Raw genomic sequence first — 23,746 nt, forward strand, 5'->3', positions numbered from 1 at the left:
GGCCTGTGATATAACATCGGGCTGTTTTTTCGACAACTGGACCGAGCCATGAAAGCCAAGGCCGATGCGCCCTTTGTACCCCTGAATATTGCTGTATTGACCGTCAGCGACACCCGCACCCTGGACACCGACACCTCCGGCCAGGTCTTCGTCGATCGCCTGACCGCCGCCGGCCACCATCTGGCCGAGCGCGTGCTGCTCAAGGACGATCTCTACAAGATTCGCGCCCAGGTTGCCCACTGGATCGCCGAAGACGTGGTGCAAGTGGTGCTGATCACCGGGGGCACCGGCTTCACCGGCCGTGACAGCACCCCTGAAGCCGTGAGCTGCCTGCTCGACAAGCAGGTCGATGGCTTCGGCGAACTGTTCCGCCAGATCTCCGTGGCCGATATCGGCACCTCCACCGTGCAATCGCGCGCCCTGGCCGGCCTGGCCAATGGCACCCTGGTGTGCTGCCTGCCGGGCTCCACCAATGCCGTGCGCACCGGTTGGGATGGCATCCTCGCCGAGCAACTGGATAATCGTCACCGCCCATGCAATTTCGTCCCGCACCTGAAGCAGGCCCAACCCTGTGAATCCCGTGGATAAGCCGGGCAAGACCGGCGCACTGATGCCGGTGGAAGCAGCCTTGCAGCGGCTGCTCGCCATGGCGGAATCGGCGCCGATCCGTGACCAGCATGTGCTGCCCCTGGCGCAGTGCGATGGCCGCGTACTGGCTCAGGACCTGATCTCGACGCTCGACCTGCCGCCGTGGCCCAACAGTGCCATGGACGGCTACGCCGTGCGCCTGGCGGACTGGACCGGGGAACCGCTGGTGGTGAGCCAACGGATTTTCGCTGGCACTGCGCCCGAGCCGCTGGCGGCCGGCACCTGCGCACGGATCTTTACCGGCGCGCCGGTACCCGAAGGCGCAGACTGCGTGCAAATGCAGGAAAACGCGGTGGTTCATGCCGATCAGCGCGTGAGTTTCACCGAGCCGTTACGGGTGGGCGACAACATCCGACCACAGGGCCAGGAGACTACGGTGGGTGAGTGCGTACTCAGCGCCGGAACGCGCCTGGGGCCCATCGAGTTGGGCCTGGCTGCGTCTCTGGGGCGGGATCGGCTCGATGTGGTGCGTCGCCCGCGCGTGGCCGTGCTGTCGACCGGCGACGAATTGATCGAGCCAGGCTTGCCGTTGGGCCCGGGGCAGATCTACAACAGCAACCGTCGCGTGCTGTGCAGCTGGCTGGCGCGCATGGGCTGCGAAGTGATCGATGCGGGGATTCTGCCGGATGATCTGGAACAGACCCGTACGTGTTTGGCCGGCCTGGGTAGCGTCGACCTGATCTTGTCTACCGGCGGTGTGTCGGTGGGCGAAGCGGACTTCCTCGGCATTGCCTTGCGTGAAGAGGGCGAGTTGGCGTTGTGGAAGCTGGCGATCAAGCCAGGCAAACCGCTGACCTTCGGGCATTTTCGTGGCGTGCCGGTGATCGGCCTGCCAGGTAACCCGGCCTCGACCCTGGTGACCTTTGCGCTATTGGCGCGCCCGTACCTGCTGCGCCGCCAAGGCGTGGCGCAGGTGCAGCCGCTACGTTTCGAGGTGCCGGCAGGATTCGACTGGCCCAAGCCTGGCAACCGCCGCGAATATCTGCGCGGGCGTATCGAGCAGGGCAAGGCGATTATCTATCGCAACCAGAGCTCCGGGGTGCTGCGCAGTGCGGCGTGGGCGGAGGGGTTTGTGGAGGTGATGGAGGGGACCACATTGGCCATTGGCGACCGGGTCAATTTCATCCCCCTGAGCGAAGTCCTGAACTGAACACAGATCAAAAAATGTGGGAGGAGGCTTGCTCCCGATAGCGGTGTATCAGCCCCAGATAGGTTGGCTGTAATGACGCTATCGGGAGCAAGCCCCCTCCCACAGTGGATCTTGGTATGCCTGTGGCTACTCAGTAATCGTCGCCACGCTCAGTGACATCCCGCTCCATCGGCCCCGCATCCGGGTCGTAGCCCACCGGGAACTTGCCCTTCAACGTCCATGCAAACGCAATGATCTCGGCAATCGTGCGATAGAGCTCTTCTGGAATACTGTCCCCCAGTTCCATACGCGCCAGCAGCTTCACCAGCTCGGCATTTTCATAGATCGGTACTTCATTCTCCCGTGCCAGCTTGAGAATCGCTTCGGCCAGGGCGTCATCGCCCTTGGCGGTCAGGGTGGGGGCTTGTTGGCCGTCGTACTTGAGGGCGATGGCCTGGCGGGGTGGGGCGGCGTTCTTCATGCGGTTTCATCCACCCAGCGTTGTTCCAATCCGGTTTTTGCACCGCGTGGCGGGGTGCCCAGGTGGCAATCCAGGTCGCCGACGTTAAGTCCGGATGACACCAGGCGCTCGCGCAGGCTGCCCAGGTGACTTTCGATCAGGCTGGCGGTGAAAGGGCGACTGGCCCACAACTGGCTGGACAGTTTGCCCTGGGACAACTGCGCCTGAACTTGCAGCGGCCCCAGCGGCTCCATGTCGAAGGCCAGTTCGACGCGCCAAAGCATCTGCTTCGGATCTTTTTTATCCTTGCGCTCGGGCTGATCCTTGTCAGGCGCAGGCTCCTCGCGCTGAAACTTGACCTGCAACGGCACTATGTCTTGCAGGGTGCGCATGGGGATTTCCAACTGCCACGTGGTTTGCAGGCGGCCATCGGCGGTGGTGCCGGTCTGTTCCAGGCTCGACAGTTGGTGGCTCTGCAAGCGCGAGATCGCCCCGGCGGCCAGGCGCAGCAGGTTTTCCAGGTCGCCTTCACCTTCCAGTTTCGCGATCAGCCGCTCCGGCAACGGGAAACCGGCAGGTATCTGCCGAGCGCCGACCTGGCCGAGAGTGTTCAACGGGCTGCGCACAAAGTGCGGCAGCACCTGGGCCAGGGTATTGGCAGCGAGGATCGCATTCAGGTTGGTGTTGGCGGGCAGGGCGGGCAGCAGGTCCGCGACCAGGCGCAACAGCGCGCCTTTCATATCCAGCGGTGGGATTTGTGGGTTCTGCCCAGCGAGCAATTTGGCTTCCAGGAAGGCGCCGCTGTTTTGCACCACTTGTGCCAGTACCTTGGGATTGCTGACTTGCGCCAGATCGGGCAAGGCTGCCAGTAAACGCTCGGCAGCGGCCCGCAGCTCGGCCGAGGTGTTGTCGCCACGGGGCAGGTTCTGCAGGGCAGTGAACACCGCATCCAGCGAGCCTTGGCGACTTTGCTGGGTTGCCAGTTGCTGCGTCACGGCCAGTTGGTCTTTCAGCCCGCTCAGCGGCACAAAATTCAGGGTTTGCGCGTTCTGCACCACGGCACTGAGCAAGCTGCCGACCCGCAAGGGTTGAGGGCTTTCCAGCGTCAGCGTGGTACCGGCCAGGGCATTATTGAGCACACTCACCAGCGAGCGATAGATCGCCGCTTGCGCTGAGCCTTGAGGCAGCACCTGAGTGGTCAGCACCTTGGCTTGCAGCAGTGTGCCCACCGGCATTTGTGTGGTGTCGAGGCGGGTGAGGGCGGCCACGTTGGCGCTCATGGCTTGCTGCAAGCTGATGGCCAGGTTGCCCGCAGGCGTTTGGCTCACTGCCACATTGCTGCCCAGAGGCAAGGGCTGGGCGCTGCTGGCTTGAACCAGGGTCTGGCGACCACCTTCAAGGGTCAGCTTGAGCAACAGCTGAAAGGCTTCACTGCCTTGTTTCAGCGCGATGACTTCAGCGTTTACGGTTTTTCCGGCGCCAATCAACCCGGCCTGTGGCTCCAGGAGCTTGAGCAACTCGCCAGCCGCAGGCAGCGGGGCAGCCTTGGGTGCTGAGGCTGGAGGCAGTGGAGGAAGATTGATCTCACCGGTCATCGTGCGCATCGTCTCTGGGGAAATTGCCCTCTTTAGAGTAGGGCATCGCATGTATAATGCCGCCCGTCTGCAAAGAGAGCGGTAAAAACCGCACAACTATTTGATCCAGCTCTCTAAAATCGGTCGCCAAAGTCGTTATTGTGCATCTCTCTATAACGGCCGCTGCACCGCCGACTTGAACCGTAAAGGCCCGCGATCTCTTGACCAGCCCTCTTCTTGAAGCCGTAGCGCTTGCCTGTGAACGCGACCTGCGCCTGTTGTTCGAGCAACTCGACCTGCGGCTGGCGGCTGGCGACATGGTGCAAATCAGCGGCCCCAATGGCAGCGGCAAGACCAGTTTGCTGCGTCTGCTGGCCGGTTTGATGCAGCCCACGGCGGGTGTTGTTCGGCTCAACGGTAAGCCCCTGCACGAACAACGTACCGAGCTGGCACGCAACCTGGTCTGGATCGGCCACGCCGCGGGTATCAAGGACGTGCTCACCGCTGAAGAAAACCTCAGCTGGCTCAGCGCCCTGCATCACCCTGCTACCCGCGATGGCATCTGGCAGGCCCTGGCCGCCGTTGGCCTCAAGGGCTTTGAAGATGTGCCCTGTCACACGCTGTCAGCCGGCCAGCAGCGCCGCGTGGCCCTGGCGCGTTTGTACCTGCCCGGCCCGCCGCTGTGGATTCTCGACGAACCCTTCACCGCTCTCGACAAGCAAGGCGTGGCCCAACTCGAAGAGCACCTGGCCCGGCACTGCGAGCAGGGCGGCCTGGTGGTGCTCACCACCCACCATACCCTGGCACGCAAGCCGGGTGGTTACCGGGAGCTGGATCTCGGACGGTGGTCGGCATGAGTGTGTTTGCCCTGTTGGTGGCCCGTGAAGCGCGGCTGTTATGCCGTCGCCCGGCTGAACTGGCCAACCCGCTGGTGTTCTTTGCGATTGTGATCGCGCTGTTCCCGCTGGCGGTCGGCCCGGAGACTAAACTGTTGCAAACCTTGTCCCCGGGACTGGTGTGGGTCGCGGCGCTTTTATCGGTCCTGCTCTCGCTGGACGGGCTGTTTCGCAGTGATTTCGAAGACGGATCCCTGGAGCAGTGGGTCCTTTCGTCGCACCCCCTGCCACTTCTGGTACTGGCCAAGGTACTGGCACACTGGGTTTTTTCCGGCTTGGCGCTAGTCTTGCTCTCGCCGCTGCTGGCGATGATGCTGGGCTTGCCCGTCGAATGCCTGCCCGTGTTGCTGGTGTCCTTGTTGCTCGGTACGCCGGTGCTCAGCCTGTTGGGGGCGGTGGGCTCCGCCTTGACTGTGGGCTTGAAAAGGGGTGGCCTGCTGCTGGCCCTGTTGATTCTGCCTTTGTATATCCCGGTGTTGATCCTGGGCAGCGGCGCTTTGCAAGCCGCGCTCATGGGGATGCCGGCGACCGGTTACCTCTTGTGGCTTGGTAGCCTGACCGCCCTGGCGGTAACCCTGACACCCTTTGCTATAGCCGCCGGCCTGAAAATCAGCGTCGGTGAATAATGAGGTCTGACTCGGCGTTAATGACGTTGAGTCAGTAAAGACCCTAAGCTTTTCGCCACGACGAAAAGCACCCGTGATGGAAAATGCAATGAACTGGACCTGGTTTCACAAGCTCGGCTCGCCCAAATGGTTTTATGGCATCAGTGGCAAGCTGCTGCCGTGGTTGAGCGTCGCCGCCGTATTGCTGATCGGCACCGGCCTGGTCTGGGGCCTGGCCTTCGCGCCGCCGGACTACCAGCAAGGCAACAGCTTTCGCATCATCTATATCCACGTCCCTGCTGCGATGCTGGCCCAGTCCTGCTACGTGATGCTGGCGGTTTGCGGCATCGTCGGCCTGGTGTGGAAGATGAAACTGGCCGATGTGGCCCTGCAATGCGCTGCACCTATAGGTGCGTGGATGACCGCCGTGGCGCTGGTCACCGGCGCGATCTGGGGCAAGCCGACCTGGGGTTCCTGGTGGGTGTGGGATGCACGCCTGACCTCGATGCTGATCCTGCTGTTCCTGTACTTCGGCCTGATTGCCCTGGGCAACGCCATCAGCAATCGCGATAGCGCCGCCAAGGCCTGCGCGGTGCTGGCGATTGTCGGCGTGATCAACATCCCGATCATCAAATACTCGGTAGAGTGGTGGAACACCCTGCACCAGGGCGCCACCTTCACCCTCACCGAAAAACCGGCGATGCCCGTGGAAATGTGGGCGCCACTGCTGCTGATGGTGCTGGGGTTCTACTGCTTCTTCGGCGCCGTGCTGTTGCTGCGCATGCGCCTTGAAGTGCTCAAGCGTGAAGCCCGCACCAGTTGGGTCAAAGCCCAAGTGCAAACCAGCCTGGGAGCGCGGGGATGAACTTTGCTTCTTTCAGTGATTTTCTCGCCATGGGCCACCACGGCCTGTATGTCTGGAGCGCCTACGGCATCTGCCTGGCAGTGCTGGCCCTCAACGTCGCCGCGCCGATCCTGGCCCGCAAGCGTTACCTGCAACAAGAGGCGCGACGTCTGCGCCGGGAGACCGAAAAGTGAATCCGCTGCGTAGAAAGCGTCTGTTGATCATCCTTGCCATCCTGGTCGGCGTCGGCATTGCCGTGGGCCTGGCCTTGAGCGCCCTGCAGCAGAACATCAACCTGTTCTACACCCCCACCCAGATCGCCAACGGCGAAGCCCCGCTGGACACGCGCATCCGCGCCGGCGGCATGGTGGAGCAGGGCTCGTTGAAGCGTTCCGGCGATTCTCTGGACGTGACCTTCGTGGTCACCGATTTCAACAAGGCCGTGACCATCACTTACCGCGGCATCCTCCCGGACCTGTTCCGCGAAGGCCAGGGCATCGTCGCTCTGGGCAAACTCAACGCCGATGGTGTGGTAGTGGCGGACGAAGTGCTGGCCAAGCACGATGAAAAGTACATGCCGCCCGAGGTCACCAAGGCCCTGAAAGACAGTGGCCAGTCCGCGCCCGCGACCCCAGCCAAGGAGGGCTAAGTGATGACGTCCGCATTGTTTATTCCTGAACTGGGCCAACTGGCGATGATCCTCGCCCTGTGCTTTGCCGTGGTCCAGGCCGTGGTGCCGTTGCTCGGTGCCTGGCGCGGCGATCGTTTGTGGATGAGCCTGGCGCAGCCGGCCGCCTGGGGTCAGTTTGCTTTCCTGCTGTTCGCCTTCGGTTGCCTGACCTATGCCTTCATGACCGACGACTTTTCCGTCGCCTATGTCGCGAACAACTCCAACAGCGCCTTGCCCTGGTACTACAAGTTCAGCGCCGTGTGGGGCGCCCACGAAGGTTCGTTGCTGCTGTGGGCGCTGATCCTCGGCGGCTGGACCTTTGCCGTGTCGGTGTTCTCGCGCCAACTGCCGCAAGTGATGCTGGCGCGAGTCCTGGCGGTGATGGGCATGATCAGCATCGGCTTCATGCTGTTTCTGATCATGACCTCCAATCCATTCAGCCGCATCCTGCCGCAGATCCCCGCAGACGGGCATGACCTCAACCCGCTGTTGCAGGACATCGGCCTGATCGTGCACCCGCCGATGCTCTACATGGGTTACGTGGGCTTCTCCGTAGCTTTTGCGTTTGCCATCGCGGCCTTGCTTGGCGGGCGGTTGGATGCGGCGTGGGCGCGCTGGTCGCGTCCCTGGACCATCGTCGCCTGGGCTTTCCTCGGTATCGGTATCACCTTGGGTTCGTGGTGGGCCTACTACGAACTCGGCTGGGGCGGCTGGTGGTTCTGGGACCCGGTGGAAAACGCGTCCTTCATGCCCTGGTTGGTGGGCACGGCGCTGATTCACTCCCTGGCAGTGACCGAAAAGCGTGGCGTATTCAAAAGCTGGACGGTATTGCTCGCCATCGCCGCGTTTTCCCTCAGCCTGCTCGGCACTTTCCTTGTGCGTTCGGGGGTGCTGACGTCAGTGCATGCGTTTGCCTCCGACCCCGAACGCGGCGTGTTCATCCTGATCTTCCTGCTGTTTGTGGTGGGCGGTTCCCTGACCCTGTTCGCCCTGCGCGCGCCGGTGGTCAAGAGCCAGGTCGGTTTCAACCTGTGGTCGCGCGAAACCCTGTTGCTGGGCAATAACCTGGTACTGGTGGTAGCCGCGTCAATGATCCTGCTCGGCACCCTCTACCCGCTGGTGCTGGATGCCTTGAGCGGCGCCAAGCTGTCCGTGGGCCCGCCGTACTTCAATGCGTTGTTCATCCCGTTGATGGGCCTGTTGATGGTAGTGATGGCGGTCGGTGTGCTGGTGCGCTGGAAAGACACCCCGGTGAAATGGCTGGCAGGCATGTTGATGCCGGTGCTGTTGGGCAGCGTGGCCCTGGCAGTGATCGCCGGGTTCGCCTACGGCGACTTCAATTGGGCGGTACTCGCCACGTTCCTGCTGGCAGCCTGGGTGTTGCTGGCCGGCGTGCGGGACATCTTCGACAAGACGCGCCACAAAGGCCTGATCAAAGGCTTGCCCACCCTGACCCGCAGTTACTGGGGCATGCAGATCGCTCACATTGGCATCGCCGTGTGCGCTTTGGGCGTAGTGCTCTCCAGCCAGAACAGCGCCGAGCGCGACCTGCGCCTGGCGCCGGGTGAGTCCATGGACCTGGCCGGTTACCAGTTCATCTTCGAAGGTGCCAGGCACTTCGAAGGGCCGAACTTCACCTCGGATAAAGGCACCGTGCGCGTAGTGCGCAATGGCAAGGAAATCGCCGTATTGCACCCTGAAAAGCGCCTGTACACAGTGCAAAGTTCAATGATGACCGAAGCCGGTATCGACGCCGGTTTCACCCGTGACCTGTATGTGGCGCTGGGTGAACCCTTGGGCGACGGCGCCTGGGCTGTGCGGGTGCATGTCAAACCCTTCGTGCGCTGGATCTGGTTCGGCGGGTTGCTCACAGGCTTTGGCGGTTTGCTCGCCGCGCTGGATCGGCGTTATCGGGTCAAGGTCAGCAGCCGTGTGCGTGAAGCATTGGGCCTTTCAGGAGCGGCAGTATGAAACGTTGGTTGATGGTGGTGCCGCTGGCGTTGTTTCTGCTGATGGCAGTGTTCTTGTATCGCGGGCTGTACCTGGACCCGGCCGAGTTACCCTCGGCGATGATCGGCAAGCCGTTTCCCGCGTTCAACCTGCCGACGGTGCAGGGTGACAAGACCCTGACCCAGGCCGACCTGCAGGGCAAGCCGGCGCTGGTCAACGTGTGGGCCACCTGGTGCATCTCCTGCCGCGTCGAACACCCGGTGCTGAACAAGCTGGCCGAGAAGGGCGTGGTGATCTACGGCATCAACTACAAGGACGACAATGCGGCGGCCTTGAAATGGCTGGCCGAGTTTCATAACCCTTACCAGCTCGATATCCGTGATGAAGACGGCAACCTGGGTTTGAACCTGGGCGTCTATGGCGCGCCGGAAACCTTCTTCATCGACGCCAAGGGCGTGATCCGTGACAAGTTCGTCGGCGTGATCGACGAGGTAGTCTGGCGTGAGCAACTGGCCGCCAAGTACCAGGCCCTGGTCGATGAGGCCAAGCCATGAAGCGTTGGTTGACCGCTGCTGTTTTAGCCCTGGGCCTGGCCGGTGTGGCCCATGCCGCCATCGACACCTATGAATTTGCCAATGACGCCGAGCGTGAGCGTTTCCGCGACCTGACCAAGGAACTGCGCTGCCCCAAGTGCCAGAACCAGGACATCGCCGACTCCAACGCGCCCATCGCCGCTGACCTGCGCAAAGAAATCTTCCGCATGTTGGGGGAGGGCAAGGATAACCAGCAGATCATCGACTTTATGGTCGACCGCTACGGTGATTTCGTGCGCTACAAACCGGCCCTTACCGGCAAAACCGCGCTGCTCTGGTTCGGCCCCGCCGGGCTGCTGCTGGCCGGCGTTGTGGTGATGGCGGTGATCGTGCGCCGTCGCCGCGCCGCGCCTACCGATGGTTCCGATGCGCTGTCCCCTGAAGAGCGTAAACGCCTCGACCAATTGCTGGACACCAAGACTGATGATTGATTTCTGGCTCGCAGCCGGCTTGCTGCTTCTGATTGCCCTGAGTTTCCTGTTGATTCCTGTACTGCGTGACCGTCGCGCCCAGCGTGAAGAGGATCGTACCGCGCTGAACGTGGCGCTGTATCAGGAACGCGTCGCCGAGCTGCAAGTGCAGCAGGACGAAGGTGTATTGAATGCCGTGCAACTGGATACGGGCCGCGCCGAGGCGGCTCGCGAGTTGCTGGCCGATACCGAGGGCGTGGAAAAGCCCCGTGAATCGCGCCTGGGCAAACCGCTGCCGTTTTTGGCGGCGTTTCTGGTGCCGGTGCTTGGCGTTGCGCTGTACCTGCATTATGGGGCGAGCGACAAGGTCGAACTGACCCGTGAATTCTCACAGCCTCCGGTGTCCATGGCCGACATGACTCAGCGCCTGGAGCGTGCCGCGGCAGCCCAGCCGGATTCGGCCGAGGGCCTGTATTTCCTGGGGCGCGCCTACATGGCTCAGGACCGTTCCGCCGATGCCGCCAAAGTCTTTGAACGCACCGTAGCCTTGGCCGGGCGCCAGCCGGAATTGCTTGGCCAGTGGGCCCAGGCACAATACTTTGCCGACAATAAACAGTGGTCGCCCAAGGTGCAGGCGCTGACCGACGAGGCGTTAAAGCTCGATCCCAAGGAAGTCACCAGCCTTGGCCTGTTGGGGATCGCGGCTTTTGAAGGCCAGCGTTATCAGGAAGCGATCGATTACTGGAACCGTCTGCTGGCGCAACTGCCACCGCAGGACAACTCCCGTGTAGCGCTGCAAGGCGGTATTGACCGGGCTGGCGAGAAGCTTAAAGAGAGCGGCGGTACGGTCGCGCGCAAGGCGGTAATGACCGTGCGTGTAGACCTGTCCGCCGAAGCGAAAGCCAAAGCCTTGTCGACCGACACTGTGTTCATCTTCGCCCGTGCAGTCAGCGGCCCACCGGCACCCTTGGCGGCCAAGCGCGTCACCGTTGCCGAACTGCCCATCACCGTCGAACTGGGCGATGCCGACGCGATGATGCCGCAGTTGAAACTGTCCAACTTCCCCGAAGTCCAACTGGTTGCGCGCATATCCCGGGCCGGCCAACCGACCACTGGCGAATGGATCGGCCGCAGCCAACCGCTGGCCAGCAGCACCACTGCGCTGCAGCAATTGACCATCGACACTCCGGACAAGTCATTCTGAGGAAACGCCCATGACCGCATTTGCACGCATCACCCTGCTCAGCCTGGTACTCGGCCTGAGCGCCTGTGCGGTCCACCGCCCACCTGCGGCACCCACCGGCCCGACCATCCCGCCATCGGGCCCGTCGACTCAGCCGAGTACCAAGCCTTCCGGCCCGGTGACCCCGCCGCCAAAGCCACTGCCAAGCAAGTCACCCACCTTTGCTCCACCACCGGGGGCTGCCAGCCACTGGGACGGCAAGATGCAGGTGTACGTGCTCGACGACCAGCCCGACACCTTCTACCGCCAGCGTACCTACTACCGCTGGAGCAACGGCTGGAGCCGTTCCATCAGCCCCAACGGGCCCTGGGAAGAAACCAATGTGCAAGGCGTGCCGCCGGGGTTGAGCAAGCAGTACGCGCAATGACCTGTGGCGAGGGAGCGAGCTCCCTCGCCACAGTTGCCAGTTCTGTCTTAACTGACTTGCAGCAGGGCTTGCCCCCTCCCACAGGTGCGCGGCAGCGCGCACTCGGGTAATGTGGCCGCCGCCGGCCTGGCTGGCGAAAAATTGCTGGATATACTTTCCAGTGGCCGCTACCTGGCGCAGGTCGGTTGCTGCGAAGCGTTGCCGGGGGCGCAACAAGCCTGGAGACAAGCCAAGAGGGTGTTTTGATGACGGGCAGGTTGATCTATCTCATCGGGCCATCGGGTTCGGGCAAGGACAGCCTGCTGGATGCCGCACGCCTGCGCTTGCAGGCGCGTGGTTGTCGCATGGTGCGCCGGGTGATCACACGCTCGGCGGAGGCAGTCGGCGAAGCGGCGCAAGGGGTGAGCCCGCAGGAGTTTGCGCGGATGGACGCCGAGGGCGCGTTTGCCTTGAGCTGGCAGGCCAATGGCTTGTCGTATGGCATCCCCAGGGAAATCGACGAGTGGCTGGCCGCAGGGGACGATGTGCTGGTCAATGGCTCTCGCGCCCACCTGGCGCAGACCCGTGAGCGTTACCCGACATTGTTGGTGTTGCTGCTGACGGTCGATCAAGCCGTATTGCGCCAACGTTTGATCGCACGCGGGCGTGAGTCATTGGCGGACATCGAAGAGCGATTGGCGCGCAACGCGCGATTTACCGCTGAGCTGATTGCCGGAAACGGCGCTGGTTTGTTTGTGTTGGATAATTCCGGGCCCTTGGTGCACACCGTCGAACGCTTGCTGTGCTGCCTGGATCAGGCGCACTCGGTAGCTGCGGGCAATCAAGGTGTGTAGGCATTGATCATGTTTCAGATCAGATAAAAGCCTTCACCTCAAGCGTGTTTTCTTCGGTATGTTTGAGTGGGTTTCTTGATGTTGTTAAGTAAAACTCTTGATTGAATTAAGTTGATTTTTTGAAAACTGTTTCTTCTGTGGCTTAACGCCTTTGTGGCGATTGGTATGTAGGGGTGTGTCGATCCGATTAATACTTGTACGGACTTTTTGCTGTTGTGTTTAATAAATGCTTTCGCAAAAAAATAACGGTAGTTAAGGTGTTTTTGATATGGGATTTTTATCGGGCTGGCCACGGATAAGTCAGTGTCGGTAATTCATATATGGACGGTTAATTTTTCACTGTTCAGAGTATCAATACACCATGCAAATCCCTGTTAGGCATTCTGCCCGTACGCGCGCTCCGGCGATGTCGCAGTCCCGGTTATCAGCCGCTGAGAACGCAGTTGTTCTCTGGGCAAACAATAAAAAAACCTTCACCACGGATCAGGCAGCGAAACATATTACGCGCAGTGGATCCAAGTTTCATGATCTCAATAAAGATGGCAAGGTTGTCGTCGGCTTTAATTTTGCTGGCGGTTTCAATGCCGCGCAGAAAGAGCGAGCCAGACAAGCCCTGCAATACTGGGCGGATGTCGCCAATATCGAATTTGTCGAAAACGGCTCGAACACCGATGGCACCATCAGTATCAAGGGCACGTCGGGTTCGTCGGGCTGGGCAAGGCTGCCTAACAGGCATTACTCCAGAGTCCAGGCCAACATCGGCACCAGCGGTGCGCATAACCCGACCATGGGCAGCCACTTCCTGGGTTTGTTGATCCATGAACTGGGGCACACCCTCGGGTTGAGTCATCCGGGTGGATACGATGGTGGTGGCTTCAATTACGAGCGCTCTGCCGAATATGCCCAGGACACCAAGGCACGCAGTGTCATGAGTTATTGGGCGGAGACTTATCAGCCTGGGCATAATTTTGCCAGGCACAGCCCGGTAGCGCCGATGATGGATGATATCGCCGCTGCCCAGCGGCTTTACGGGGCGAATAGCAAAACCCGCAATACCGATACCACCTACGGCTTCAACTCCAACTCCGCTCGGGAGTTCTATAGCCTCAAGCGCGGGAGTGACAAACCGATTTTCACCGTTTGGGACGGCGGTGGTAACGACACGCTCGACTTCTCCGGGTTCACCCAGAACCAAACCATCAGCCTCAAGGCCGAAACGTTCTCGGATGTAGGTGGCTTGCGGGGGAATGTATCGATTGCCAAGGGCGTGAGCGTGGAAAATGCCATTGGTGGTTCCGGCGACGATACATTGATAGGCAACGAAGCTGGCAATCGTCTTACGGGCGGCCGGGGGGCGGATAAGCTTCACGGTGGTGCTGGGGCGGACACGTTCGTCTATCACCGTGTCGTCGATTCAACGCCGCAGAACCCGGACATCATCCAGGACTTCCAAAGCGGGATCGACAAGATTGACCTGACCGGAGTGCTTCAGACTGCGCAGCTCAAGTCGCTGAATTTCTCCGACCGATTCAAAGGCCGGGCGGGGGATGCGGTGCTCGGGCATGACTCGGCGACGGGGCGTTTCACCCTGGCGGTGGATACGACTGGCACTGGCACAGCTGATCTGTTGGTGACCAGCCAAGGCCAGATCAAACAGACGGATGTGGTGTGGAGCGGGCAGGCCCCAACGGTGATTCCTTTCCCCACCCCTGAAACCATTGTCGCGCCTGTTCCAGAACCTCTCCCGACGCCTATTCCAGAACCGACTCCAGACACAGACCAGCCGCACGAACCGGGTCCCAGGCCAGGGGGGAGCTTTATCCAGAACGTTTTTTCATCGTTCACGGGTTTTATAAGCAGGCTGTTTTCGATTTTTTCGTGAGTTTTCAACATTCGGTAAAACAGCCGCCAGTCCGGGCGATGCTTTTTGCGCTTGAATAATGGTAACTCTAGGGTTGCTTTTATTCAGGCCAAGCCACGGAGGCAGCGGTGCAGAGCAGGCTATTGATCAAGGAGTTGCAGGAAGCGCGCCGGGTTGTTTCAGTTTTAAGGAGAGCATTCATGCAATACCCAATCTGTATCGAATGGGGCGATGATTTCACCGCCACCGGTATCCAGATCCCTGATATCCCAGGCGCGGTCACTGCCGGGGACAGTTTCGAAGAAGCCTACAATGCCGCCGTGGAAGTGGCGCATATCCTTTTGCAGGAAATCGCCGCAGAGGGTGGGGTGATTCCGATGCCAACCTCGGTCGCCACTCATCACGCTCATGAAGACTATCTGGGCATGGGCTGGGGCATGTTGGAACTGGACATCTCGCCTTATCTTGGCAAGACCGAGAAGGTCAATGTGACCTTGCCCGGCTATGTCATTCAGCGCATTGACCGTTATGTGCGCGAGCACAAGGTCAAAAGCCGGTCCTCCTTTCTGGCGGACGCGGCGCTGGAGAAGTTGGTGCGCTCTTAGGCGGTTGCCACCTTCACCTGGCGCGATGCAGAAAGGAAACGCAACAACGCCACCAGTGGGAAAGCGCTGCCCACCAGCATCACGCTCAGCCAGCCGCCGTGTTCATACACGCTGCTGGCAATTGCCGAACCGAACGCACCGCCGATGAAGATGCTGGTCATGTACAGCGCGTTCAGGCGGCTGCGGCTGTGGGCATCGAGGGCGTATACAGCGCGCTGGCCGAGGACCATGTTCATCTGCACGCAGAAGTCCAGAACCACGCCGGTCACTGCCAGGCCGATCACGCTGTACACCGGATGCACGAACGCGGGCAGGAAACTCAACGCGCCAAACAGCATTGCCAGCAGCGAGGCGCGGTGGGTGTGGCCGGCATCGGCCAGGCGACCGGCGATGGGCGCGGCGATGGCGCCCAGGGCACCCACCAGGGCGAACAGCGCGATTTCACTTTGGCTCAGGCCATGGTTGCGCGCCAGCTCCAGTGGAGCAGCGGTCCAGAACAGGCTGAAGGTGGCAAACATGCACGCCTGGTAAAACGCACGCTGGCGCAATACCGGCTGCTTACGCAGCAAGGTGCCCAGGGAGCGCAGCAATTGGGCGTAGCTGGCGCTGTGATCGGGTTGACGCTTTGGAATGGTCAGCATCAGCACCACGCTGATAAACGCCATCAAGGCGGCGGCGGCCATAAACATCGCACGCCAGCCGAAGTGGTCGGCCACCACGCTGGACACCGGCCGCGCCAGCAGAATGCCCAGCAGCAAGCCGCCCATGATGCTGCCGACCACACGACCACGGGACTCGGCAGGGGCCAGGTGCGCGGCGAGCGGGATGAGGATCTGCACCGATACCGAACTGAAACCGATCAGTAGCGACACCAGCAAGAACAGGTTGGGCTGTTCGGTGAACGCTGCGCCCAACAGGCTAGCGATAGCCACCACGGTGGTGAAGATCATCAGCCTGCGGTTTTCCAGCAAATCACCCAACGGCACCAGGAAGAACAGGCCCAAGGCATAACCGATTTGCGTCAGCGACACGATCAGGCTGGCCATCGCCGGCGTCAGGCCGATGTCCGGGGCAATCAGTTCGATGATTGGCTGCGCGTAGTAGATGTTGGCGACGATGGCGCCGCAGCAAAACGCGAACAGCATGACCATGCTCCGGGTCATGGTGCCTGTGGCGTGAGAGGTAGCGTTCATGGCGTGCTCGTAAGGCGAAGGACGATGGGGTGAGAGAGTAAAGGCAAGGGCCGGCAGTGAGTAGGCCGCTTGGCGTGATAACTGTCATGCCGCGAAATAATGACTCAATGCAAAACCCAATGTGGGAGGGGGCTTGCTCCCGATAGCAGTGTGTCAGTCAGCACAGGCATTGGCTGACACACCGCTATCGGGAGCAAGCCCCCTCCCACAATTTTGATCGAGTCTATTCAGCCAAGATCATTCACTGGCCGGAGTAGATCTGGTCAAACACCCCACCATCGTTGAAGTGGGTCTTCTGCACCGTGCGCCAGTCACCAAATGTTTTCTCCACCGACAGGAAGTCCACCTTCGGGAAGCGGTCGGTGTATTTGGCCAACACCTTCGGATCCCGTGGGCGCAGGTAGTTGTTGGCCGCAATTTCCTGACCCTCTGGCGACCACAGGTACTTCAGGTAGTCTTCAGCGGCAGCACGGGTGCCTTTCTTTTCGACCACTTTGTCGACCACCGAAACGGGCGGCTCGGCTTCGGCGGAAACGCTTGGATAGATCACTTCGAACTGATCGCGGCCAAACTCACGGGCGATCATTTCTGCTTCGTTCTCAAAGGTCACCAGCACGTCGCCGATCTGGTTGGTCATGAACGTGGTGGTCGCGGCACGCCCACCGGTGTCCAGCACGGGCGCTTGTTTGAACAGTTTGCCGACGAAGGCCTTGGCCTTCTCTTCGTCGCCGCCGTTCTTGAGCACATAACCCCAGGCCGACAGGTAGGTGTAGCGGCCGTTACCCGAGGTTTTCGGGTTGGGCACGATCACCTGCACGCCGTCCTTGAGCAGGTCCGGCCAATCTTTCAGGGTTTTGGGGTTGCCTTTGCGCACGATGAATACGGTCGCAGAGGTAAAGGGTGCACTGTTGTTCGGCAGGCGCGTGACCCAGTTGTCCGGCACCAGCTTGCCATTGTCGGCCAGGGCATTGATGTCGGTGGCCATGTTCATGGTGATCACATCAGCCGGCAGGCCGTCGATGACCGAGCGCGCCTGTTTGCTGGAGCCGCCGAAGGACATCTGCAGCGTCAACTTGTCGTTCGGGTGCTCGGCTTCCCAATGCTTCTGAAATGCGGCGTTGTAGTCCTTGTAGAAGTCGCGCATCACGTCGTAGGAGACGTTGAGCAGGGTGGTCGCTGCCTGGGCAGAGCCCGCCAGGGCCAGGCCGGCGGCCAGAAGAGAGGCGCTGAGGATTTTTTTCACTGCTCATTCCTTGTTGTTCGAGAAGAGGGGAGGCAATTTGCCAGCGACTATAGCCGGGCCTGCATAGACCTTTAAAGATTAAAACGAACTTTGCTTATTCCAGTTTATGGAAAAGATTGCTGCCACAGCGCGAGCAAAACGCGGCGTTGGGTTCGTGGCTGTCTTTCTTGCACGCCGGGCACTCGGTACGCAGCTGTTCACCACGCATGGCACTGGCCAGCTCGGCGGTAAAAATGCCCGTGGGTACGGCAATGATCGAATAACCGGTGATCATGACCAGCGATGAAATCACCTGGCCCAGCGGTGTCTTGGGCACGATATCGCCGAAGCCCACGGTGGTCAGGGTCACGATGGCCCAGTAGATGCCCTTGGGAATGCTGGTAAACCCGTGTTCCGGGCCTTCGATCACGTACATCAAGGTACCGAACACCGTCACCAGCGTGCACACGCTGACCAGGAACACCACGATCTTCTGCTTGCTGCCGCGCAGCGCCGCCATCAAATAATTGGCTTGCTTGAGGTACGGGCTGAGCTTGAGCACGCGGAAGATTCGCAGCATCCGGATGATGCGGATGATCAGCAGGTACTGCGCATCGCTGTAGTACAGGGCAAGGATGCCGGGGACGATGGCCAGCAGGTCCACCAGGCCATAAAAGCTGAAGGCATAGCGCAGCGGCTTGGGCGAACAATACAGGCGCAGGCCGTACTCGATGGCGAAGATCAGCGTGAAGCCCCATTCGATATAGGCCAGTACGTCCGCGTAGTTCTGGTGGATCTGGTCGATGCTGTCGAGCATCACGATCACCAGGCTGGCGAGGATGATCAGCAGCAGGATGCCGTCAAAGCGCCGCCCGGCGACGGTATCGCTTTGAAACACCATGATGTAGAGCCGCTGGCGCCAGTCGTTGTTGCTGTCCATAAATCCTGCCTGAAGCGAATATCGAGCAAGCCTAGGGGGATTCGAACGGGCTGTCCATGCGGGGTTTGTGAAGCAACCGGTGGCCGGCGCGCACCAGCCAGCAGGCGAGGATAAACGGTGCAGTCAGTGCGGGCAGGTGCAGGGCGGTGAAGCCCGGCGTGAGCAGGATGGCCAGGCCGATGCCCAGCAGCGGTAACCAGGGCTGGCGACGTAACGGGCTCAGGGCCAGGGCCGCCAATGCCGGGTTATAGCTGTGCAGACCGAGCAGGGCACCGGAAGGCTCATTCAACCACAGGCCGGCCAGCACACCGAGGCTGGCGCCGATCATGGCCCATGCGGCGGCACGGCGGTCAGCCAGCAGCAAACCCAGGGCGATTAAAAGACCCGCCAGGGGCTGTTCCAGCAGCATGATTTGCCCAAGACCGGAAAAGGGCGCCGTGAGTACCGCGAACATGTCGGCCTGGGCCGGCGCAAGCGTAGTTTGAGGTACATGGCCGAGCAGCAGCCAGCCGAGGCCAACAAAGGGGGCAGTGTAGGCGGGCAAATTGTGGGGCCGGCTGGCGTGTTTCAACCATTGCCGGGTGAGGATAGCGCTCAAGCCGCCGCCCGCCAGGATCAGCGGCGGCACCAGCGCCGACCAGGCAAAGTGCTGGCTGATCAACAAGCCCAGCAGTACGCCGTTGTAGCTATACAGCCCGGCCTGACGCTCAGCTTTGGGATACCCACGGCGCTGGGCGGTGAGCAACCCCGCGACACCGCCCAGCAACGCACCGCCCAGCAAGTCCGGGGCGCCGATCAGGATCGCCAGCAGGCACAGCAGGCCGCACAGCGGGTGGCGCTGCAGGAAAATCTGGCTGAAGCCGTTGAGCAGGGCTTCGGCCCAGTCGGGGCAGGTGTGGTTGTGCATGATAGGTATTCAATGAGACCGAGTTGTCCCCATCGCAGGCAAGCCAGCTCCCACATTTGACGGTGTTCACACATCCAAATGTGGGAGCTGGCTTGCCTGCGATGAGGCCCCTACAGGCGCTAGAGCAATGTCTCGATACGCAGCGAGTTGGTCGACCCCGGCTGCCCGAACGGCACCCCTGCGGTAATCACCAAGGTATCCCCACGCTGCGCCATACCCTGGGCCTGGGCAATTTCCAGCGCGGTGGAACACACCTCGTCGACCTGGCGCAAACGATCATTGACCACCGAATGCACGCCCCACGCCACGCTCAAGCGTCGCGCCGTGGACAGGTTCGGCGTGAGGTTGAGGATCGGCGCCACCGGGCGCTCCCTTGCGGCGCGCAAGCTGGAGCTGCCAGACTCGCTGTAGTTCACCAGTACCGCCACCGGCAGGATGCTGCTGATGCGCCGGATCGCGCAACTGATGGCGTCCGACACTGTGGCATCCGCCTTGGGCCGGCTGACGTCCAGTTGCGCCTGGTAATCCGGGCCATTTTCCACCTGACGGATGATCTTGCTCATCATCTGTACCGCTTCCAGCGGGTACTCGCCCGACGCGGTTTCGGCCGACAGCATCACCGCGTCCGCGCCTTCGGCCACGGCGTTGGCGACATCGGTGACTTCGGCACGCGTCGGCGCCGGGGAGAAGCGCATGGATTCGAGCATCTGCGTGGCGACCACTACCGGCTTGCCCAGTTGGCGGCAGGTGCTGATGATGTCTTTCTGGATCTGCGGCACGCTTTCGGCCGGCACTTCCACGCCCAGGTCGCCTCTGGCCACCATGATCGCATCGCTCAACTCGGCGATTTCCTGCAGGCGCTGCACGGCTGAGGGCTTCTCGATCTTGGCCATCAGGAAGGCCTTGTCGCCAATCAGCTCGCGGGCCTCGCGGATATCTTCCGGGCGCTGCACAAAGGACAGCGCCACCCAGTCCACGCCCAGCTCCAGGCCAAAGCTCAGGTCGCGGCGGTCCTTGGCGGTGAGCGGGCTGAGTTCCAATAGCGCTTGTGGGACGTTTACGCCTTTACGGTCGGACAGCTCGCCGCCGTTGAGCACGGTGGTGTCGATGGCATCGGCGTGTTTGGTGATCACCCGCAGGCGCAGCTTGCCGTCGTCGAGCAGTAGGTCCATGCCCGGTTCAAGGGCCGCGATGATCTCTGGGTGGGGCAGGTTGATGCGGCGTTGGTCGCCGGGTGTCGGGTCGAGGTCCAGGCGCAGGGCCTGGCCGCGAATCAACTGTACCTTGCCTTCGGCAAAACGTCCGACCCGCAGCTTCGGCCCTTGCAGGTCCATGAGGATGCCCAGCGGGTAATTCAGCTGGCGCTCCACTTGGCGAATCCACTGGTAACGCTGCGCATGGTCGGCGTGCTCACCGTGGCTGAAGTTGAGGCGGAAGATATTCACCCCGGCTTGCACCAGCTCGCGAATGTCATCGATACCGTCGGTGGCCGGGCCCAGGGTGGCGAGGATTTTGACCTTCTTGTCAGGCGTCATGGTTGGCAGTCTCAAGGATCAGGATGGCGCGGAAATCGTTGACGTTGGTGCGGGTCGGCTCGGTGACGATCAAGTCGCCCAGGGCGGCGAAATAGCCGTAGCCATTATTGTTATCCAACTCGTCGCTGGCGCTCAGGCCGAGGGCTTCGGCACGGCGGTAGCTGCAGGGGGTCATGATCGCGCCGGCATTATCTTCCGAGCCGTCGATACCGTCGGTGTCGCCGGCCAGGGCGTAAACGCCGGGCATGCCCTTAAGGCTATCGGTGAGGCTGAGCAGGAATTCGGCATTGCGTCCGCCACGGCCGTTGCCGCGCACGGTGACGGTAGTTTCGCCGCCCGAAAGGATCACGCACGGCGCTGCCAGGGGCTGGCCGTGCTGCACAATCTGCCGGGCGATGCCGGCATGCACCTTGGCCACCTCCCGCGCTTCACCTTCCAGGTCACCGAGGATCAGTGGGCTGAACCCTGCCCGGCGGACCTTCACGGCCACGGCTTCCAGGGATTGCTGGGGGCGGGCGATCAATTGGAAGTGGCTGCGGGCAAGTATCGGGTCGCCAGGCTTGACGGTTTCCGAGGCGGGGTTTTGCAACCAACTGCGCACCGAGGCGGGAGCGTCGATGCCATAGCGCTTGAGGATTGCCAGGGCTTGTTGCGAAGTGCTCGGGTCACCGACGGTTGGGCCCGAGGCGATCACCGTGGCCTGGTCGCCCGGCACATCGGAAATTGCGTAGGTGTACACGGTAGCCGGCCAAGCGGCCTTGGCCAGTCGCCCGCCCTTGATCGCCGAGAGGTGCTTGCGCACGCAATTCATCTCGCCAATGGTGGCACCGGATTTGAGCAGGGCTTTATTGATGCTTTGCTTGTCGGCCAGGCTGATGCCTTCGGCGGGCAAGGCCAGCAGCGCCGAACCGCCGCCGGACAGCAGGAAAATCACACGGTCTTCTTCGCCCAGGTTGCTGATCAGCGCCAGTACGCGCTGGGCCACAGCCAGGCCGGCAGCATCCGGCACCGGGTGGGCCGCTTCGACCACCTCGATTTTTTTGCACGGCGCACCGTGCCCGTAGCGGGTGACCACCAGGCCCGATACCTCTCCCTGCCAGCAGTCTTCGACGACCAGCGCCATGGCGGCCGCGGCCTTGCCGGCGCCGATCACGATCACTCGGCCACTGCGGTCAACAGGCAGGTAGGGTTCAAGGACTTGCCGGGGGTGGGCGGCGTCGATGGCTGTGGCAAACAGCTCGCGAAGCAGGTGTTGCGGATCGACCGACATAAGCGGGCTCCCGGGGGATTCTTGTTGTTAGGAGTGCAGCCATTTCAGATTTGAAATGCGGTCAAAATGTGGGAGGGGGCTTGCTCCCGATAGCGGTGTATCAGTCGACATAGTGGTTGAATGACCGATTGCTATCGGGAGCAAACCCCCTCCTACACTGGATTGCATTCCAAGGTAGGTTACTTGTCGCGGATGGAGAAATTGGCCATGTGCTCCAGGCCCTTGATCAGTGCCGAGTGGTCCCAGTTACCGCCGCCAATCGCCGTGCAGGTGCTGAACACTTGCTGGGTGCCGGCGGTGTTCGGCAGGTTGATCCCAAGTTCCTTGGCGCCGGCCAATGCCAGGTTCAGGTCTTTCTGATGCAGGTTGATGCGGAAGCCCGGATCGAAGGTGCCCTTGATCATGCGTTCGCCATGTACTTCCAGAATCTTCGACGACGCAAAGCCACCCATCAACGCTTCACGCACCTTGGCCGGGTCGGCACCGTTTTTCGAGGCAAACAGCAAGGCTTCGGCCACCGCCTGGATGTTCAGCGCGACGATGATCTGGTTGGCGACCTTGGCGGTCTGGCCATCGCCGTTACCGCCCACCAGGGTGATGTTCTTGCCCATGGCCTGGAACAGCGGCAATGCGCGTTCGAACGTCTGCGGTTCACCACCGACCATGATGCTCAAGGTACCGGCCTTGGCGCCGACTTCACCGCCAGACACCGGTGCATCCAGGTACTGCGCGCCGGTTTCGTTGATCTTCGCCGCGAACGCCTTGGTGGCGGTGGGGGAGATCGAGCTCATGTCGATCACTACTTTATTGGGTGACAGACCGGCGGCCACGCCATCGGCGCGCAACAGCACGTCTTCGACCTGTGGGGTGTCGGGCACCATGACGATGATGAATTCCGATTCCTGGGCGACCTGCTGCGGGTTGGCCAAGGCGATGGCGCCGGCAGCAAGCAGCTCGGCGGGCGCTTTGCCGTGGTGCTCCGAGAGAAACAGTTGGTGACCGGCTTTCTGCAAGTTGGCGGCCATGGGTTGGCCCATGATGCCGGTGCCGATAAATCCGATTTTAGCCATGATCAAAATCCTCTTTTAATGTGGGAGCTGGCTTGCCTGCGATGGCATCAACCGGACCTGACTGATACACCGAGGTGTTTGCATCGCAGGCAAGCCAGCTCCCACATTGTTTTATGTTGTGTCAGTTGTCAGATGGCGTTATGGGTCTTGAGCCAACCCAAACCCGCCTCGGTCGTGGTCAACGGCTTGTACTCACAGCCGACCCAACCTGCGTAACCAATGCGGTCCAGATGCTCGAACAGGAAGCGGTAGTTGATCTCACCGGTACCTGGCTCGTTGCGCCCCGGGTTGTCTGCCAGCTGGATATGGTTGATCTCACCCAGGTGCGTTTGCATGGTCCGCGCCAGGTCGCCTTCCATGATTTGCATGTGGTAGATGTCGTATTGCAGGAACAGGTTGGCGCTGCCCACTTGCTCGCGAATCGACAGAGCCTGCGCCGTGTTGTTGAGGTAGAAGCCCGGAATGTCGCGGGTGTTGATCATCTCCATCACCAGCTTGATACCCGCCGCCTGCAGCTTCTCGGCGGCGTACTTGAGGTTGGCGACGAAGGTTTTTTCCACGGTCTCGTCATCGACGCCTTGTGGCCGGATACCTGCCAGGCAGTTGACCTGGGTGTTGCCCAATACCTGGGCATAGGCGATGGCCAGCTTGACCCCGGCGCGGAACTCCTCGACCCGGTCCGGGTGGCAGGCCAGGCCGCGCTCGCCCTTGGCCCAATCACCGGCCGGCAGGTTGAACAGCACCTGGGTCAGGCCGTTGGCATCGAGCTGTGCCTTGATATCGGCAGAGCTGAATTCGTACGGGAACAGGTATTCCACACCTTCGAAGCCGGCATCGGCGGCTGCCTTGAAGCGAGCAAGGAAGTCCTGTTCGGTAAACAGCATGGACAGGTTGGCGGCAAAGCGCGGCATAGGGTTCTCC

25 protein-coding genes and 1 pseudogene are annotated in these 23,746 nt (G+C 61.3%); 16 read left to right on the plus strand and 10 right to left on the minus strand.

What is annotated here, in order from left to right; translation table 11 throughout:
* Positions 1-48: 48 nt before the first annotated feature.
* Together moaB and glp are read left to right on the plus strand one after the other, a co-directional pair.
* Positions 49-588 carry a molybdenum cofactor biosynthesis protein B gene (moaB, locus tag E4O97_RS13985; protein ID WP_032877117.1) on the plus strand — a complete coding sequence of 180 codons (540 nt, stop codon included), beginning with the start codon at positions 49-51 and terminating at the stop codon, positions 586-588.
* Positions 572-1,798 (plus strand): gephyrin-like molybdotransferase Glp, encoded by a 1,227-nt coding sequence (glp, locus tag E4O97_RS13990; RefSeq protein ID WP_148852292.1) that lies wholly within the window; start codon positions 572-574, stop codon positions 1,796-1,798. Before moaB ends, glp begins: the two co-directional genes overlap by 17 nt.
* A gap of 130 nt (positions 1,799-1,928) precedes the next feature.
* Here glp and E4O97_RS13995 read toward each other — a convergent pair whose 3' ends face one another.
* On the minus strand, positions 1,929-2,258 hold the full coding sequence (locus tag E4O97_RS13995; RefSeq protein ID WP_032877115.1) for an EscU/YscU/HrcU family type III secretion system export apparatus switch protein: 330 nt from the start codon (positions 2,256-2,258) through the stop codon (positions 1,929-1,931).
* Positions 2,255-3,832, minus strand: a complete 1,578-nt coding sequence (locus tag E4O97_RS14000) for a flagellar hook-length control protein FliK (RefSeq protein ID WP_248161541.1) — start codon at positions 3,830-3,832, stop codon at positions 2,255-2,257. The genes E4O97_RS13995 and E4O97_RS14000 overlap by 4 nt, the downstream gene beginning before the upstream one ends.
* A 200-nt stretch (positions 3,833-4,032) precedes the next feature.
* On the opposite strand from E4O97_RS14000, the gene ccmA reads away from it, so the two are divergent.
* The 14 genes and pseudogenes from ccmA (at position 4,033) to E4O97_RS14070 (ending at position 14,688) form a co-directional block, all read left to right on the plus strand.
* On the plus strand, positions 4,033-4,668 hold the full coding sequence (gene ccmA, locus E4O97_RS14005) for a cytochrome c biogenesis heme-transporting ATPase CcmA (protein ID WP_248161543.1): 636 nt from the start codon (positions 4,033-4,035) through the stop codon (positions 4,666-4,668).
* Complete coding sequence (ccmB, locus tag E4O97_RS14010) at positions 4,665-5,333, plus strand: heme exporter protein CcmB (protein WP_248161545.1); 669 nt, start codon at positions 4,665-4,667, stop codon at positions 5,331-5,333. The genes ccmA and ccmB overlap by 4 nt, the downstream gene beginning before the upstream one ends.
* Positions 5,334-5,421: 88 nt before the next feature.
* Entirely contained in the window at positions 5,422-6,177 is a 756-nt protein-coding gene (locus E4O97_RS14015; protein ID WP_032877112.1) for a heme ABC transporter permease, read from the plus strand.
* Positions 6,174-6,350, plus strand: coding sequence for a heme exporter protein CcmD (gene ccmD, locus E4O97_RS14020; protein ID WP_078820712.1), 177 nt, complete (start codon positions 6,174-6,176; stop codon positions 6,348-6,350). Before E4O97_RS14015 ends, ccmD begins: the two co-directional genes overlap by 4 nt.
* Positions 6,347-6,805 carry a cytochrome c maturation protein CcmE gene (ccmE, locus tag E4O97_RS14025; protein ID WP_005786506.1) on the plus strand — a complete coding sequence of 153 codons (459 nt, stop codon included), beginning with the start codon at positions 6,347-6,349 and terminating at the stop codon, positions 6,803-6,805. The genes ccmD and ccmE overlap by 4 nt, the downstream gene beginning before the upstream one ends.
* 3 nt (positions 6,806-6,808) lie before the next feature.
* Positions 6,809-8,797, plus strand: coding sequence for a heme lyase CcmF/NrfE family subunit (locus E4O97_RS14030; RefSeq protein WP_248133342.1), 1,989 nt, complete (start codon positions 6,809-6,811; stop codon positions 8,795-8,797).
* Positions 8,794-9,330: a DsbE family thiol:disulfide interchange protein gene (locus E4O97_RS14035; protein WP_005786510.1), complete on the plus strand. Its 537-nt coding sequence runs from the start codon at positions 8,794-8,796 to the stop codon at positions 9,328-9,330. The genes E4O97_RS14030 and E4O97_RS14035 overlap by 4 nt, the downstream gene beginning before the upstream one ends.
* Complete coding sequence (locus E4O97_RS14040; RefSeq protein WP_005786512.1) at positions 9,327-9,800, plus strand: cytochrome c-type biogenesis protein; 474 nt, start codon at positions 9,327-9,329, stop codon at positions 9,798-9,800. The genes E4O97_RS14035 and E4O97_RS14040 overlap by 4 nt, the downstream gene beginning before the upstream one ends.
* Positions 9,793-10,983 (plus strand): c-type cytochrome biogenesis protein CcmI, encoded by a 1,191-nt coding sequence (ccmI, locus tag E4O97_RS14045; protein ID WP_248161547.1) that lies wholly within the window; start codon positions 9,793-9,795, stop codon positions 10,981-10,983. The genes E4O97_RS14040 and ccmI overlap by 8 nt, the downstream gene beginning before the upstream one ends.
* A 10-nt stretch (positions 10,984-10,993) precedes the next feature.
* Entirely contained in the window at positions 10,994-11,389 is a 396-nt protein-coding gene (locus tag E4O97_RS14050) for a hypothetical protein (protein ID WP_005786516.1), read from the plus strand.
* A gap of 84 nt (positions 11,390-11,473) precedes the next feature.
* Positions 11,474-11,635: pseudogene (locus tag E4O97_RS14055) on the plus strand (hypothetical protein); the annotation flags it as partial.
* On the plus strand, positions 11,635-12,222 hold the full coding sequence (phnN, locus tag E4O97_RS14060) for a phosphonate metabolism protein/1,5-bisphosphokinase (PRPP-forming) PhnN (RefSeq protein ID WP_032877108.1): 588 nt from the start codon (positions 11,635-11,637) through the stop codon (positions 12,220-12,222). The pseudogene E4O97_RS14055 and the gene phnN, both read left to right, overlap by 1 nt.
* A gap of 361 nt (positions 12,223-12,583) precedes the next feature.
* Complete coding sequence (locus E4O97_RS14065) at positions 12,584-14,104, plus strand: M10 family metallopeptidase C-terminal domain-containing protein (RefSeq protein WP_103735072.1); 1,521 nt, start codon at positions 12,584-12,586, stop codon at positions 14,102-14,104.
* 179 nt (positions 14,105-14,283) lie between these two features.
* Positions 14,284-14,688 carry a type II toxin-antitoxin system HicB family antitoxin gene (locus E4O97_RS14070; protein WP_032877106.1) on the plus strand — a complete coding sequence of 135 codons (405 nt, stop codon included), beginning with the start codon at positions 14,284-14,286 and terminating at the stop codon, positions 14,686-14,688.
* Here E4O97_RS14070 and E4O97_RS14075 read toward each other — a convergent pair.
* The 8 genes from E4O97_RS14075 to hyi all read right to left on the minus strand — a co-directional run bounded on the left by E4O97_RS14075 (position 14,685) and on the right by hyi (position 23,736).
* Complete coding sequence (locus E4O97_RS14075; RefSeq protein ID WP_081883284.1) at positions 14,685-15,881, minus strand: MFS transporter; 1,197 nt, start codon at positions 15,879-15,881, stop codon at positions 14,685-14,687. The two genes, E4O97_RS14070 and E4O97_RS14075, sit on opposite strands and share 4 nt — an antisense overlap.
* Positions 15,882-16,122: 241 nt before the next feature.
* Positions 16,123-17,124 carry a sulfate ABC transporter substrate-binding protein gene (locus E4O97_RS14080; protein WP_248161550.1) on the minus strand — a complete coding sequence of 334 codons (1,002 nt, stop codon included), beginning with the start codon at positions 17,122-17,124 and terminating at the stop codon, positions 16,123-16,125.
* 94 nt (positions 17,125-17,218) lie between these two features.
* On the minus strand, positions 17,219-18,043 hold the full coding sequence (locus tag E4O97_RS14085; protein ID WP_005786531.1) for an ion transporter: 825 nt from the start codon (positions 18,041-18,043) through the stop codon (positions 17,219-17,221).
* A gap of 31 nt (positions 18,044-18,074) precedes the next feature.
* Positions 18,075-18,950: an urea transporter gene (locus E4O97_RS14090; RefSeq protein ID WP_078820717.1), complete on the minus strand. Its 876-nt coding sequence runs from the start codon at positions 18,948-18,950 to the stop codon at positions 18,075-18,077.
* Positions 18,951-19,069: 119 nt separating this feature from the next.
* Positions 19,070-20,485 carry a pyruvate kinase gene (gene pyk, locus E4O97_RS14095; protein WP_032877103.1) on the minus strand — a complete coding sequence of 472 codons (1,416 nt, stop codon included), beginning with the start codon at positions 20,483-20,485 and terminating at the stop codon, positions 19,070-19,072.
* A complete protein-coding gene (locus tag E4O97_RS14100; protein ID WP_078820718.1) occupies positions 20,475-21,755 on the minus strand; it encodes a glycerate kinase in 1,281 nt (426 codons plus the stop codon). The genes pyk and E4O97_RS14100 overlap by 11 nt, the downstream gene beginning before the upstream one ends.
* Before the next feature lie 179 nt (positions 21,756-21,934).
* On the minus strand, positions 21,935-22,825 hold the full coding sequence (locus E4O97_RS14105) for a 2-hydroxy-3-oxopropionate reductase (RefSeq protein ID WP_103735074.1): 891 nt from the start codon (positions 22,823-22,825) through the stop codon (positions 21,935-21,937).
* A 128-nt stretch (positions 22,826-22,953) separates the two neighbouring features.
* A complete protein-coding gene (gene hyi, locus E4O97_RS14110) occupies positions 22,954-23,736 on the minus strand; it encodes a hydroxypyruvate isomerase (RefSeq protein ID WP_032877100.1) in 783 nt (260 codons plus the stop codon).
* Positions 23,737-23,746: the final 10 nt, after the last annotated feature.

Origin of the sequence: Pseudomonas sp. W15Feb34, assembly GCF_023127765.1 — a bacterium.
GTDB classification, from domain to species: domain Bacteria; phylum Pseudomonadota; class Gammaproteobacteria; order Pseudomonadales; family Pseudomonadaceae; genus Aquipseudomonas; species Aquipseudomonas synxantha_A.

Coding starts and splice junctions, on each gene's coding strand:
- moaB (WP_032877117.1), top strand. CDS start 49: ATGAAAGCCAAGGCCGATGCGCCCTTTGTACCCCTGAATATTGCTGTA.
- E4O97_RS13995 (WP_032877115.1), bottom strand. CDS start 2,258: ATGAAGAACGCCGCCCCACCCCGCCAGGCCATCGCCCTCAAGTACGAC.
- E4O97_RS14000 (WP_248161541.1), bottom strand. CDS start 3,832: ATGACCGGTGAGATCAATCTTCCTCCACTGCCTCCAGCCTCAGCACCC.
- ccmB (WP_248161545.1), top strand. CDS start 4,665: ATGAGTGTGTTTGCCCTGTTGGTGGCCCGTGAAGCGCGGCTGTTATGC.
- E4O97_RS14015 (WP_032877112.1), top strand. CDS start 5,422: ATGAACTGGACCTGGTTTCACAAGCTCGGCTCGCCCAAATGGTTTTAT.
- ccmD (WP_078820712.1), top strand. CDS start 6,174: ATGAACTTTGCTTCTTTCAGTGATTTTCTCGCCATGGGCCACCACGGC.
- E4O97_RS14030 (WP_248133342.1), top strand. CDS start 6,809: ATGACGTCCGCATTGTTTATTCCTGAACTGGGCCAACTGGCGATGATC.
- E4O97_RS14035 (WP_005786510.1), top strand. CDS start 8,794: ATGAAACGTTGGTTGATGGTGGTGCCGCTGGCGTTGTTTCTGCTGATG.
- E4O97_RS14040 (WP_005786512.1), top strand. CDS start 9,327: ATGAAGCGTTGGTTGACCGCTGCTGTTTTAGCCCTGGGCCTGGCCGGT.
- ccmI (WP_248161547.1), top strand. CDS start 9,793: ATGATTGATTTCTGGCTCGCAGCCGGCTTGCTGCTTCTGATTGCCCTG.
- E4O97_RS14050 (WP_005786516.1), top strand. CDS start 10,994: ATGACCGCATTTGCACGCATCACCCTGCTCAGCCTGGTACTCGGCCTG.
- phnN (WP_032877108.1), top strand. CDS start 11,635: ATGACGGGCAGGTTGATCTATCTCATCGGGCCATCGGGTTCGGGCAAG.
- E4O97_RS14065 (WP_103735072.1), top strand. CDS start 12,584: ATGCAAATCCCTGTTAGGCATTCTGCCCGTACGCGCGCTCCGGCGATG.
- E4O97_RS14070 (WP_032877106.1), top strand. CDS start 14,284: ATGCAATACCCAATCTGTATCGAATGGGGCGATGATTTCACCGCCACC.
- E4O97_RS14075 (WP_081883284.1), bottom strand. CDS start 15,881: ATGAACGCTACCTCTCACGCCACAGGCACCATGACCCGGAGCATGGTC.
- E4O97_RS14085 (WP_005786531.1), bottom strand. CDS start 18,043: ATGGACAGCAACAACGACTGGCGCCAGCGGCTCTACATCATGGTGTTT.
- E4O97_RS14090 (WP_078820717.1), bottom strand. CDS start 18,950: ATGCACAACCACACCTGCCCCGACTGGGCCGAAGCCCTGCTCAACGGC.
- pyk (WP_032877103.1), bottom strand. CDS start 20,485: ATGACGCCTGACAAGAAGGTCAAAATCCTCGCCACCCTGGGCCCGGCC.
- E4O97_RS14100 (WP_078820718.1), bottom strand. CDS start 21,755: ATGTCGGTCGATCCGCAACACCTGCTTCGCGAGCTGTTTGCCACAGCC.
- E4O97_RS14105 (WP_103735074.1), bottom strand. CDS start 22,825: ATGGCTAAAATCGGATTTATCGGCACCGGCATCATGGGCCAACCCATG.
- hyi (WP_032877100.1), bottom strand. CDS start 23,736: ATGCCGCGCTTTGCCGCCAACCTGTCCATGCTGTTTACCGAACAGGAC.